Origin of the sequence: Streptomyces sp. NPDC006435, assembly GCF_040612315.1 — a bacterium.
Classification (GTDB): Bacteria; Actinomycetota; Actinomycetes; order Streptomycetales; family Streptomycetaceae; genus Streptomyces.
This window is the reverse complement of sequence record NZ_JBEXPY010000092.1, coordinates 1-11,803: the sequence shown is the minus strand read 5'-3', so window position 1 is coordinate 11,803 and position 11,803 is coordinate 1. Positions and strand designations below refer to the sequence as shown.

The window sequence follows — 11,803 nt, the reverse complement described above, 5'->3', positions numbered from 1 at the left end:
CCCGCCTCCACGGGTGGGGGGCGGCCGCCCCCCCCCCCCCCCCTCTACTCTGTGGGGCCCCCCCGCCGCGCCCCCCCGGGGGGCGGGGGCCCGCACGGTCGTTTCCCGTCACGCGCCCCGCAGCACCGCGCCGGTGCGCTCGGCGGCCAGCGCCACCGCGGCGTCGCGCGCGGCCGTGGCCTCGTCGACGGTCAGCGTGCGGTCCGCGGCGCGGAACCGCAGCGCGTACGCCAGGGACTTGTTCCCCCCGCCGATCTGCTCGCCGGTGAAGACGTCGAACAGCCGTACCGATTCGAGGAGTTCGCCCGCGCCGTCGCGCAGCGCCCGCTCCACGTCGGCGGCCGGGACGTCCTGCGCGACGACCAGCGCGACGTCCTGGGTCGCCACCGGGAAGGTGGAGATCCGGGGCGCCCGGAGCACTCCGTCGACGGCCTGCTCCAGGACGTCGAGCTCGACCTCCATGGCGCAGGTGCGCTCGGGCAGGTGGAACTCCTTGACGACCCGCGGGTGCAGCTCGCCGGCGTGCCCGAAGAGGGTCTCCTCGCCGTCGACCGTGACGTACAGCGCGGCGCACCGGCCGGGGTGCCACGGCGTGTGCCGGTCGCTGCGGACGGTCACCTCGACACCGGCCTCGCGGGCGATGGTGCGGGCGGCCTCGATGGCGTCCGCCCAGTCGGCCGGGCGGCCCTTGCCCCACCAGCCGGCCTGCTCGCGGGCGCCCGCGAGGACGACCGCGGCGCGGCGCGGCTGGCGCGGCAGCGAGGCGTCGAGCCCGGCGATCTCCTCGTCGGTGGGACGGCGGTCGACGGGCAGCCGTACGGCCTTCGTCTCGGTGCCGATCGGCCTGAAGACGAGGCCGGCCTCGAAGAGCGCGAGGTCGTGGCTGCCGCGGCCGTCGTTGCGCCGCAGCGCGCCGAGCAGGCCCGGCAGCAGCGTGGTGCGCAGCGCCGGTTCCTCGTCGGAGAGCGGGTTGACGATCTTGACGGTGCGGCGGCGGGCGTCGTCGGCCTCGATCCCGAGCCGGTCGAGGACGGCGTCGCCGATGAACGGGTAGTTCAGCGCCTCGACGTAACCGGCCCCGGCGAGCGCCCGGCCGATCCTGCGGTGCAGCCGCTGGCGGTCGGTGAGCCCGCGGCCGGAGGGCGGGGTCGGGAGGGTGGACGGGAGGTTCTCGTAGCCCTCCAGCCGGATGACCTCCTCGGCGAGGTCGTTCGGCTCGCCGAGGTCGGGGCGCCAGGACGGCACGGTGACGATCAGCTCGTCCTGCCCGTAGACGTCGCAGCCGACCTCCTGGAGGCGGCGCACGACGGTCTCGCGGCCGTACTCGACACCGGCCACCCGGTCGGGGTGGTTCGCCGGCATCGCGATGGTGCGGGGCGCGGAGGGCGCGCTGACCTCGGTGACGCCGCTCTCGGCGGTGCCGCCGGCCAGCAGCACCAGCAGGTCGACGGTGCGCTGCGCGGCGGCGGCCGCGGCCTGCGGGTCGGCGCCGCGCTCGAAGCGCTTGGACGCCTCCGAGGACAGCTTGTGGCGGCGCGCGGTCCGGGCGATCGAGATCGCGTCGAAGTGCGCGGCCTCGATGACGACCTCGGTGGTCCCGGCGCCTTCCTGGAGGTCGGCGATCTCGGTGTTGGCGCCGCCCATGACGCCCGCGAGGCCGATCGGTCCGCGGTCGTCGGTGATGACCAGGTCCTCGGCGTCCAGGACGCGGACCGTGCCGTCGAGGGTGGTGAGCTTCTCGCCCTGCTGGGCGCGGCGCACCCCGATCGGTCCCTCGACGCGGGTGCGGTCGTAGGCGTGCAGCGGCTGGCCGAGCTCCAGCATCACGTAGTTGGTGATGTCGACGGCGAGCGAGATCGGGCGCATCCCGGCCTTCTGCAGCCTGCGCTGCAGCCAGATCGGGGAACGGGCCTCGGGCTGCAGGCCGACGACGGTGCGCGCGGTGAACTTGTCGCAGCCCAGCGGGTCGGCGACCTTGACCGGGTAGCCGAAGGCGTTCGGCGCGGGCACGTCGAGGAGTGCCGGGTCGCGCAGCGGCAGCCCGTACGCGATGGCGGTCTCGCGGGCGACGCCGCGCATGGAGAGGCAGTAGCCGCGGTCGGGCGTGACGGCGATGTCGAGGACCTCGTCGACGAGCTGGAGCAGCTCGATCGCGTCGGTGCCGGCCTCGTGCTCCGGCGGCAGCACGATGATGCCGTGCGTGCCGTCGTCGCCCATGCCGAGCTCGCCGGTGGAGCAGATCATGCCGTGCGAGGTCTTGCCGTACGTCTTGCGGGCGGCGATCGCGAAGTCGCCGGGCAGCACGGCGCCCGGGAGGACCACGACGACCTTGTCGCCGACGGCGAAGTTGCGGGCGCCGCAGACGATCTCCTGCGGCTCGCCGGTGCCGTTGGCGTTGCCGACGTCGACCGTGCAGAAGCGGATGGGCTTCTTGAAGCCCTCCAGTTCCTCGATGGTCAGTACCTGCCCGACGACCAGCGGGCCCTTGAGGCCGGCGCCGATCTGCTCGACGGTCTCGACCTCCAGCCCCACACCGATGAGCTTGGCCTGTACGTCCCGGCCGGTCTCCGTCGCCGGCAGGTCGACGTACTCCCGCAGCCAGGAAAGCGGGACCCGCATCAGATCTCCATCCCGAACGGCCGGGTGAACCGGACGTCACCCTCGACCATGTCTCGCATGTCTTCTACGTTGTGGCGGAACATCAGCATCCGTTCGATGCCGAACCCGAAGGCGAATCCGCTGTACTTCCGGGGGTCGACGCCGCAGGCGACGAGCACCTTGGGGTTGACCATGCCGCAGCCGCCGAGCTCGATCCAGCCCTCGCTGCCGCAGGTGCGGCAGGGGCGGTCGGGGTTGCCGACGGACGCGCCGCGGCAGACGTAGCAGACCATGTCCATCTCGGCGGACGGCTCGGTGAACGGGAAGAAGTTCGGCCGCAGCCTGGTCTTCATGTCCGGTCCGAAGAGCGCCCTGACCATGTGGTCGAGGGTGCCCTTGAGGTCGGCCATGGTGAGGCCCTCGTCGACGGCCAGCAGCTCGATCTGGTGGAAGACCGGGGTGTGCGTGGCGTCCAGCTCGTCGGTCCGGTAGACCCGGCCCGGGCAGACGACGTAGACGGGGGGTTCCCGGTCGAGCAGGGTGCGGGCCTGGACGGGCGAGGTGTGCGTGCGCAGCACGACGCCGGACTCGTCGGTCTTCGCGCCGTCGGCGCCCTGGACGAAGAAGGTGTCCTGCATCTGCCGGGCCGGGTGGTCGGGCACGAAGTTCAGGGCGTCGAAGTTGAACCACTCCGCCTCGACCTCGGGGCCCTCGGCGACCTCGTAGCCCATGGCCACGAAGACGTCCGCGACGCGCTCCATGAAGGTCGTCAGCGGGTGGCGGGCACCGGCCGGGGTGCGGTCGTAGGGCAGCGTGACGTCCACCGCCTCCTCGACCAGCACACGGGCGTCCCGCTCGGCCTCCAGCTCCGCCTGGCGGGCGGCGAGGGCCTTGTTCACGGCGCCGCGGGCCTGGCCCACGCGCTTGCCCGCCTCGGCCTTGGCCTGCGGCGGCAGTGCGCCGATCTCGCGGTTGGCGAGCGCGAGGGGCGAGGTGCCACCGGTGTGCGCGGTCTTCGCCTGGGCGAGCGCGTCGAGGTCACCGGCGGCGGCGAAGGCGGCGAACGCCTCGTCCCGCATGCGCTCGATCTCTTCCGGTTTCAGTGCCTCGACCTCGACTGGGTCGTACGACTTGTTCGGTGCCGACATCTCTTCCCGTGCTTCCGATTGGCTGGCTAATGCTCTGAACCGGGTACGCCCCGGACCCCGCGGCCCCGCTGCTCGACGGCAGGCGGACGCAAAGGTGCCAAAAGTCGAGTCTAAGGGCCGTGGAACGTGTAAGAGGCCCGTGGGCTGCTCAGACCAGGTAGGCCGGCGTGCTCACGGGCAGGATAAATCGGAACTCGGCCCCGCCGCCGGGACCGCGGCCGACCGTGATCGTGCCGCCGTGCGCCTCGACGATGCCCTTGACGATGTAGAGGCCCAGTCCGGTGCCGCCGCGCTTGCTCCCCCGCCAGAAGCGGGTGAAGACGCGGCCCATCGACTCCTCGGGGATGCCGGGGCCTTCGTCGCTCACGGTGACGGACGTTCCCTTCTCGTCGCTCTTCGCGGGTGCGGGTGCGACTTCGATGGTGACGGTTCCCTCGCCGTGGCGCACTGCGTTTTCCAGCAGGTTGCCGAGCACCTGGTCGACCTTGTCCGGGTCGGCCCAGACCACGGGCAGCGGCTGGCAGGTGCGCACGAGGAAGCGGTCGGGGGTCTGGCCGTTCGCGGTGAGGGCCTGGACGTGGCGTTCCACGGCGGCGGAGAGGTCCACGGGCTGCCGTCGCAGCTCCAGCCGTCCCGAGTCGATCCGGGAGATGTCGAGCAGCTCGGTGATGAGCCGGGTGACGCGGTTGGCGTCGGCGTCGACGGTCTCCAGCATCAGGCGCTTCTGGTCGTCGGTGAACCGCTCCCACTTGGCGAGAAGGGTCGCGGTGAAGCCCTTGACCGAGGTCAGCGGGGAGCGCAGCTCGTGGGCGACGGTCGCGATCAGCTCGGCGTGGCTGCGCTCGGTGCGGCGGCGGGCCTCGGTGCCGCGCAGCGAGACGATCAGCCGGCGCACGGGGCCGGTGGGGTGCTCGCGCACGTACCGGGCGGAGACCAGGACCTCCCGGCCGCCGGGCAGCAGCAGATTGCGCTCGGGCTGGCCGACCCGGGTGGCGAGGCCGCCGTACGGGTCGGTCAGCGCCCACCAGCGGCGGCCCTTGAGGTCCTCCAGCGGCAGTGCCTGCTCCAGGGGGAGGCCGAGGGCGGCGTCGCGGGGCACGGCCGTGATCCGGACCGCGGCGGAGTTGAAGCAGACGACCCGGCCGTTCTCGTCGGCGACGACGAGACCGTCGGGCAGGTCGTCGGGGTCGACGCCGATGCCGGTGGTGACGAGGTCCGACTCCCCGGTCGGCTCGTCCGCCCCACCGGGGCGTTCGCATCCGCGCACGACTGCGGTGTGCGTCTCGCGCGGCCTGCTCATGCCGACAGCCATATCCCGTACCCCACCTCTCGAACCGGTGCAGTGGGCCCCCGAGTTCGCCACCCTACTAGTCGTCGGTGACGGAGCGACACCCTGCGGGGGCGCACTGCTGCGGTCCGCGGTCCGGCGGGTGCGGCACGAGCGCCGCCGGACAGCGCCCCCGGTGCGCCCGTGATCCCGAGTGCCCGCCCGCGTACGCCCCCCTCGGGCGTTCCGGAAGCGGGTCTCCCTCTTTGCCTTTGCGGAGTGGCGGCGGGGCGGTGCAGGAAGCGGCAGCGGGGCCCGCCCGGCCCTGGTGGGCCCGGCGGGCCCCGGAGGGCCGTGCGGTGGTCCGTCAGCGGCGCGGGCGCTGGGCCCTTGCGGAGGCGTACAGGCAGACGGCCGCGGCGGTCGCCAGATTGAGGCTCTCCGCCTTGCCGTGGATGGGCACCCGTACGACGGCGTCGGCCAGCGCCCTGGTCTCCTCCGGCAGGCCCCACGCCTCGTTGCCGAAGATCCAGGCGGTCGGGCCGCCCATGGTCCCCGCGTCGAGCTCGTCGTCGAGGTCGTCGGTGCCCGCGCCGTCGGCGGCGAGGATCCGTACGCCCGCCTCCCGCAGCCCCCGCACGGCCTGCTCGACCGGGACGCCGACGGCGACCGGCAGGTGGAAGAGCGAGCCGACCGAGGCCCGGACCGACTTGGGGTTGTAGAGGTCCACCGAGGCGTCGGTGAGCACGACGGCGTCGGCGCCCGCGGCGTCGGCGCAGCGCAGCACCGTGCCCGCGTTCCCCGGGTCGCGCACATGGGCCAGCACGGCGACCAGCCTGGGCTTCGCGGCGAGGATCTCGTCGAACGGCGAGTCGAGGAAGTGGCAGACCCCGATCAGGCCCTGCGGGGTGACGGTCTGGGACACGTCGGCGAGCACGTTTCCGTCGGCGAGGTGCACCCGGGCGCCGGCCGCGTGGGCGGCGGCGACGATGTCGGCGTACCGCTCGGCCGCCTCGACGGTGGCGAACAGTTCGATCAGGGTCGGCTCGCCGTCGCCGCCGCGGTGCTCGGCGGCCTCCCGCACGGCCTGCGGCCCCTCGGCGATGAACCTGCGCTCCTTGCCGCGGAAGTTGCGCTTGGCCAGCCGTCGGGCGGCGGCGACGCGCGGCGATCGCGGGGAGATCAGTTCGGGGGTGCCCATGGTCGGCGGCGGGCCTCTCTGCGTACGGGGCTGACGGGTGCGGGAGCGACGGACGGACGTGCGGAACGTGCCGTGCAACGCACCGGACCCGCAGACGACGGGCGCCTGCGGGTCCGGCTCGGAAAAGCAGGAAGTGCTGCCTGGGTCAGGCGGCCTTCGGGGCGTTGACGTCGCTCGGGAGGGCCTTCTGGGCAACCTCGACGAGGGCGGCGAACGCGTTGGAGTCGTTGACCGCGAGCTCGGCCAGGATCTTGCGGTCCACCTCGATGTTGGCGGCCTTCAGACCCTGGATGAGGCGGTTGTACGTCATGCCGTTCTGGCGGGCAGCGGCGTTGATGCGCTGGATCCACAGCTGACGGAAGTCGCCCTTGCGCTTCTTGCGGTCGTTGTAGTTGTAGACGAGGGAGTGGGTGACCTGCTCCTTCGCCTTGCGGTACAGACGGGAGCGCTGGCCCCGGTAACCGCTGGCCTGCTCGAGGATCGCCCGACGCTTCTTGTGAGCGTTTACTGCCCGCTTGACGCGTGCCACTTGTTAACTCCTTGTAGCGGGGCCGTGGTTGGACTCACACGGCCCGGAAACGAATTGGTCCCGGTCTGAAGTCGAGGTCGCCGCCCCCGGACGCGCCGGGGACCGCGGCTCACTTGCCGAGAAGCTTCTTGACCTTCTTGGCGTCGGCCGGGGCCAGCTCGACCGTGCCGGTCAGCGAGCGGGTCTTCTTGGACGACTTGTGCTCAAGCAGGTGGCGCTTGCCGGCGCGCTCACGGAGCACCTTGCCGGAGCCGGTGATCTTGAAGCGCTTGCTGGCACCGCTGTGCGTCTTGTTCTTCGGCATCGCGCCGTTCTCTCCTCGTCAGTGGCGCCCCTCCCGGTGCGGGCACCGGGCAGCAGGGGCGTCAGATCTTGATGGGAATCCCGGGGGGACCCGGGGCCGCCTGGATGGCGACCCCTCGGGTCACGCCTCGGAAGGTGTCTCGGGCTGCGCTTCGGCAGCCTCGTCCGCTGCGACGTCGGGGGTGGAACCCTGACGCCCCGCCTTGCGGGCGGCCTGGGCCTCACGGGCCTCGGCCATCGCCTCGGTCTTCTTCTTGTGCGGGCCCAGAACCATGATCATGTTCCGGCCGTCCTGCTTCGGGTTGGACTCGATGAAGCCGAGTTCCTCCACGTCCGAAGCCAGACGCTGGAGCAGACGGAAGCCCAGCTCGGGGCGGGACTGCTCACGACCACGGAACATGATCGTGATCTTGACCTTGTCGCCCTGCTTGAGGAACCGGACGACGTGACCCTTCTTGGTGTCATAGTCGTGCGGGTCGATCTTCGGCCGGAGCTTCATCTCCTTGATGACCGTGTGCGCCTGGTTCTTGCGCGCCTCACGGGCCTTCATGGCCGACTCGTACTTGAACTTCCCGTAGTCCATGAGCTTGCACACGGGCGGACGGGCGGTCGCCGCCACCTCGACCAGGTCGAGGTCGTACTCCTGCGCGAGTTCCAGGGCCTTGGCAAGCGGAACAATCCCGACCTGCTCGCCGCTGGGACCGACAAGTCGCACCTCGGGAACGCGAATCCGGTCGTTGATGCGGGGCTCGGCGCTGATGGATCCTCCTCGGTAGCACCACGCGGCCGCCTGGCGGACAGCCACGTAACGTCTGTTTCATTGGGACCAACCGCACACGGGCAAGAAAAATGCCCCGGACGGGACACAGGCGGGGCTCCTGGAACAACCGGAACACCGCCGCGGTCAGCCGCGGGGCGCATCGGGCGGTCCCATCGTCCGTACGGAACGATGGCCACCGCCTGACCGGATGACCCGCCGTCCGAGAGGACGGCCAGGTGGGAGATCGGAGCCTCCACTTGTGGGCCGGGCACATAGCTGCCCAGCCGGTCGTCACACCAGGCTAGCAGCTCCCCGGTACGCACACCAACCGGCCGTCGCCCCCGCTCCCGCGGACGGGACGGGTCCGGCGTGGGCCTATCGTATGGCGCATGAGTGACGCGACCCCCACCAGTGATTCCCCCGGCTTCGACGACATGGCCCGCGACATCGCGGAGGTGCCCGCGGTCGAGGTGATCGTGACGGTCGCGGTCAATCTGATGAGTGCCGCCGCCGTGAAGCTCGGACTGACCGAGGACGGCGCCGACCACAAGGACCTCGACGAGGCCCGCAAGCTGGTGCACGCGCTGGCCGGTCTGCTGGACGCGAGTGCCACCGAGATCAGCTCCTTCCACGCGGCCCCGCTGCGCGACGGGCTGAAGTCGCTGCAGCTCGCGTTCCGCGAGGCGTCCCTCGTCCCGGACGAGCCCGGCCAGGGCCCCGGCGAGAAGTACACCGGCCCCGTCTTCGGCTGAGCCCGCGCCCCTTGCCCCTTTCACACAGGTGAGCCCCCCGCCCGTCCCGGGCGGGGGGCTCACCTGTTTCGTGCGGCAGGACCGGGCGGGGCCGGTGCCCGCTCCGCGGTCAGCGGGTGAACAGGGGCTCGCCCGGTGCGGCCGCGTCGGCCGGCAGCAGTGCCAGGTCCAGGCCGCGCACCAGCCGGGCGCGCAGCACCTCGTCGGCGGCCAGGGCCCCCGCGACCCGGCGGGCGACGTCGGCGGGGTCCGTGCCGGGCGCGAGGACGAGGGCGAGGGTGCCGTCGGCGGAGCCGGGGACGAGGTGGGCGCGGAGCACCGCGGGTTCGGCGGCGACCGCGGCCCGCACCGCAGAGGTGACGGCGGGGTCGTCCAGCGGGTCGGCACTGGTGCGGCCCTCGGCGAGGGCGAGCAGCGCGGGACCGGTCAGCTCGAACACGACCGGCCCCGCGAGGTCGAGGACGACCGTGTCCGCCTTCTCGTGCGCGGCGGCCTGGAGCGCCTGGTGGAGGGGGACGGCGACGGGGCGGGCCTGCGGGTCCCAGCGGGCCAGCGACTCGGTCGAGGTGAAGGCGGGCAGGGCCCGGCGGCCCCCCGCCTGGAGGGTGGGGACGGCCATGTCGCTGGTCTTCTCGCGACGCAGCCCGTTCTCGTCCTCCTCCACCTCCCCCAGCACGGCGACGACCGGGACCAGCAGCCGGGTGCCCCTGAGTGCTTCGAGCACCGGGCCGACCGCCTTTCGGTCCGCGGCCCACGCGGCGAGTGCCGCGGTCAGGGCCGGGTCGGCCGTGCCGTCGTCGTCGGAGTAACCGGGGTCCGGAATGTTCTTCAGCGCCACAGGGCGAGCGTAGTCCCTGGCCCTTCCCGTCCCGGCGACGGGGCGGACCGGCCGCTCCGGGAAGCCCCGGCGGTCGGCGGGGCGGTCAGTTCCGGGCGGCGGCCGGGCCGCGGCCCCTGCCGCGCCAGAGCACCACGGCCAGTGCCAGCAGGAGCGCGCCCAGGACGCCCGCACCGGCGGCGAGCCAGCCCGCGGGGATGTTCTCGTGCCGCGCGGGGCTGGGGCCGGGGCCGAAGTACTGCTTGCGGTACCCGGTCCGGGCCTCGGCCCGCAGGTCGGCGGGGCGGAGCTCCGCCCCGGCCTCGATCGCGGCGACGGGGTCGACGATGCCGTACCCCCGGGCGTCGTCCCGGCCGGACGCCGGGGAGCTGCGGGCGGTGTCCGTGAGGAGCTTCTTGATCTGGGCGGGCGTCAGGTCCGGATGCGCGGCGCGGACCAGCGCGACCGCGCCCGAGACGAACGCGGCGGCGGCGGAGGTGCCCCACTCCACGTAGTACTGACGGTCGGGCGAGGCGACGACGATGTCGACGCCGGGGGCGCTGACCGTGGCGTACCAGCGGCGGGTGGAGAACGCCGCGTGGGTGCCGTACCGGTCGACGGCGGTGACCGCTATCACCCCGGGGTAGGCGGCGGGGTACGAGATGTGGTCGCCCTTCTCGCCGCCGTTGCCCGCGGAGGCGACGACGACGGCGCCCTTCTTCAGCGCGTACTGGATGGCCGCGTCCTCGCCCGGCTCGGGGTGCGCGGACTTGCTGTCGTCGCCGAGCGAGAGGTTGATGACGTCGGCGCCCTGGTCGGCGGCCCAGCGGATGCCGTCGGCGAGGGCCGTGCCGCGCGACTTGCGGGCCTTGGAGCGGGCCGGGTCGGAGGCTTCGAGGATCACCCGGACCGGAAGGATCTTCGCCTCCGGGGCGATGCCGAGCACCCCCTCGTCGCCTCCCGTCCCGTGGCCGCGCCCCGCGATGATGCCCGCCATCGCCGTGCCGTGCCGGGCCCAGGCGCGGTCGCCGCGGCCGGCCCCGAAACCGATCATGTCCTTGCCGGTCAGCACCTGTCCGGCCAGGTCGGGGAGGCTGCCGTCGACCCCGGTGTCGACGACGGCGACGGTGATCCCCTTGCCCTTGGTGGTCCGCCACGCCTGTTCGGTGTGGAGCGCCTGCAGCCCCCACTGCTGGTCCCGTATGGCGTCGGCCCCGGCCGGTGCGGCGGGCAGGAGCGCCAGCGCGACGGCGGCGCAGACCGCGCCCGGAGCACGGTGTCGGCGGGTGCGGCGGCTCATTCCGGTTTCTCCGTGAGGTCGGTGACGGCCCGGCGCAGACCGCGCTCGACCCGGTCGGCGACGCCCTTGGCCTCGTGGCCGAGTCCGGCCTGCGCCGCCGCGGTCGTCGCCTTCGTCTCCATGGCCTTCGCCGCGGGCTGCGGATCGGTGACGGCGCGTCCGTCGGCGAAGCCGGAGACGGCGAACACGACGACGGGCACCTCGGTCAGCACGTGGACGGTCCAGCTGGCACGCTGCCGGTCGCCGAACCCGGCGGCGACGGTGCCCCGGACGGGGTACGTGCGGGGCATCAGGTCGGTGCGCCGGTCGAGGCGCTGGTCGGTGAAGCGGGTGCCGAGCGCCCGCATGGCCGCCGCGTCGCCCTCGGTGAAGATCACCCCGACGGTGGTGACGCTGCTGGTCGTGGCGTCGGTGTAGGTGGCCCGGAGCATCCGCTCGCAGCCGACCGGGCCGAGCGTCCTGGCCAGCAGCGGGTCCAGCGCCTTCGTGCAGCCGCCGTCCGGGGCGACGGCGAGCCGGGTCCAGACCCGGTCGGCGCCGCCGGGGCCCGCCCCGTCACCGGCCAGGGTGCGCGGGAAGAGGGTGTCCACGGGGACGTTGTGCCAGGCGGAACGGCCCACGGCGTAGGCGTTGCGGGCGGCGGGGTCGGCCGAGGAGTCGCTGGTGAGCCAGGTACCGGTGGCCGCACCACCGATCAGCCCGAGGCCGAGCACGACGCAGACCGCCGCGGCCGCGGTCCGGGCGGGGTGGCGGGTGCGGATCGGGCGCAGCCGGGTGGTGGTCTCGGCGGGCGTCTCGGGGCGCGGGCCGTAGTACGACTGCGGCTGCCGGTACGGGTACGGGCGCGGCACGGGCGGCGGGCCCGTACCCGGGCGCGGGGTGAGGTCCACGGCGCCGACGGGCCGGCGCCGGGTCGCGGCGGGCGGCTGCTCGGGACGGGGCGGAGCGACGGCCGCCGGGGGCACGGGGGCGCCCTGGGCGGGGGCGGGAGGCGCGCCCTGGGCGGGGGCCGGGGGTGCGGGCGCGCTCGGAGCGGGGGCCGGGGGTACGGGTCGGAGCCGGGTCGTGGTCTCCACGGGCGGGACGGCCGTCGCGGGCGGCGGGGTCGCCGGGCGCGGCGGAGCGGGC

General features: G+C 73.6%; 11 protein-coding genes. 1 reads left to right on the top strand and 10 read right to left on the bottom strand.

The features are described from left to right. Positions 1-108 precede the first annotated feature (108 nt). The 7 genes from pheT to infC all read right to left on the bottom strand — a co-directional run bounded on the left by pheT (position 109) and on the right by infC (position 7,851). A complete protein-coding gene (gene pheT, locus ABZZ04_RS38810) occupies positions 109-2,619 on the bottom strand; it encodes a phenylalanine--tRNA ligase subunit beta (RefSeq protein ID WP_356936951.1) in 2,511 nt (836 codons plus the stop codon). Then, positions 2,619-3,746, bottom strand: a complete 1,128-nt coding sequence (pheS, locus tag ABZZ04_RS38805) for a phenylalanine--tRNA ligase subunit alpha (protein WP_356936950.1) — start codon at positions 3,744-3,746, stop codon at positions 2,619-2,621. The genes pheT and pheS overlap by 1 nt, the downstream gene beginning before the upstream one ends. 148 nt (positions 3,747-3,894) lie before the next feature. Then, positions 3,895-5,058 carry an ATP-binding protein gene (locus ABZZ04_RS38800; RefSeq protein WP_356936949.1) on the bottom strand — a complete coding sequence of 388 codons (1,164 nt, stop codon included), beginning with the start codon at positions 5,056-5,058 and terminating at the stop codon, positions 3,895-3,897. A gap of 322 nt (positions 5,059-5,380) precedes the next feature. Beyond that, on the bottom strand, positions 5,381-6,214 hold the full coding sequence (locus ABZZ04_RS38795; RefSeq protein WP_356936948.1) for an RNA methyltransferase: 834 nt from the start codon (positions 6,212-6,214) through the stop codon (positions 5,381-5,383). Between the two features lie 145 nt (positions 6,215-6,359). Next, positions 6,360-6,743 (bottom strand): 50S ribosomal protein L20, encoded by a 384-nt coding sequence (rplT, locus tag ABZZ04_RS38790; protein ID WP_072484442.1) that lies wholly within the window; start codon positions 6,741-6,743, stop codon positions 6,360-6,362. A 109-nt stretch (positions 6,744-6,852) separates the two neighbouring features. Next, the gene (rpmI, locus tag ABZZ04_RS38785; RefSeq protein ID WP_114243588.1) at positions 6,853-7,047 is read right to left on the bottom strand and encodes a 50S ribosomal protein L35; all 195 of its coding nucleotides are present in this window, start codon (positions 7,045-7,047) and stop codon (positions 6,853-6,855) included. 120 nt (positions 7,048-7,167) lie between these two features. After that, positions 7,168-7,851, bottom strand: coding sequence for a translation initiation factor IF-3 (gene infC, locus ABZZ04_RS38780; protein ID WP_356936947.1), 684 nt, complete (start codon positions 7,849-7,851; stop codon positions 7,168-7,170). Positions 7,852-8,195: 344 nt separating this feature from the next. Between infC and ABZZ04_RS38775 the strand changes: the two genes are divergently transcribed. After that, entirely contained in the window at positions 8,196-8,558 is a 363-nt protein-coding gene (locus ABZZ04_RS38775; protein ID WP_283850742.1) for a DUF1844 domain-containing protein, read from the top strand. A 109-nt stretch (positions 8,559-8,667) separates the two neighbouring features. On the opposite strand, the gene ABZZ04_RS38770 is transcribed toward ABZZ04_RS38775, so the two are convergent. The 3 genes from ABZZ04_RS38770 to ABZZ04_RS38760 form a co-directional block, all read right to left on the bottom strand. Further along, positions 8,668-9,396, bottom strand: a complete 729-nt coding sequence (locus ABZZ04_RS38770) for an SseB family protein (RefSeq protein WP_356936946.1) — start codon at positions 9,394-9,396, stop codon at positions 8,668-8,670. 85 nt (positions 9,397-9,481) lie between these two features. Next, positions 9,482-10,675: a type VII secretion-associated serine protease mycosin gene (gene mycP / locus ABZZ04_RS38765; RefSeq protein ID WP_356936945.1), complete on the bottom strand. Its 1,194-nt coding sequence runs from the start codon at positions 10,673-10,675 to the stop codon at positions 9,482-9,484. Next, positions 10,672-11,526, bottom strand: coding sequence for a hypothetical protein (locus ABZZ04_RS38760; protein ID WP_356936952.1), 855 nt, complete (start codon positions 11,524-11,526; stop codon positions 10,672-10,674). The genes mycP and ABZZ04_RS38760 overlap by 4 nt, the downstream gene beginning before the upstream one ends. Positions 11,527-11,803 lie beyond the last annotated feature (277 nt).

What these genes read in the sequence shown, in the direction of transcription:
- pheT (WP_356936951.1), bottom strand. Translation starts at nt 2,619, where the DNA reads ATGCGGGTCCCGCTTTCCTGGCTGCGGGAGTACGTCGACCTGCCGGCG.
- ABZZ04_RS38795 (WP_356936948.1), bottom strand. Translation starts at nt 6,214, where the DNA reads ATGGGCACCCCCGAACTGATCTCCCCGCGATCGCCGCGCGTCGCCGCC.
- mycP (WP_356936945.1), bottom strand. Translation starts at nt 10,675, where the DNA reads ATGAGCCGCCGCACCCGCCGACACCGTGCTCCGGGCGCGGTCTGCGCC.
- pheS (WP_356936950.1), bottom strand. Translation starts at nt 3,746, where the DNA reads ATGTCGGCACCGAACAAGTCGTACGACCCAGTCGAGGTCGAGGCACTG.
- ABZZ04_RS38775 (WP_283850742.1), top strand. Translation starts at nt 8,196, where the DNA reads ATGAGTGACGCGACCCCCACCAGTGATTCCCCCGGCTTCGACGACATG.
- ABZZ04_RS38800 (WP_356936949.1), bottom strand. Translation starts at nt 5,058, where the DNA reads ATGGCTGTCGGCATGAGCAGGCCGCGCGAGACGCACACCGCAGTCGTG.
- rpmI (WP_114243588.1), bottom strand. Translation starts at nt 7,047, where the DNA reads ATGCCGAAGAACAAGACGCACAGCGGTGCCAGCAAGCGCTTCAAGATC.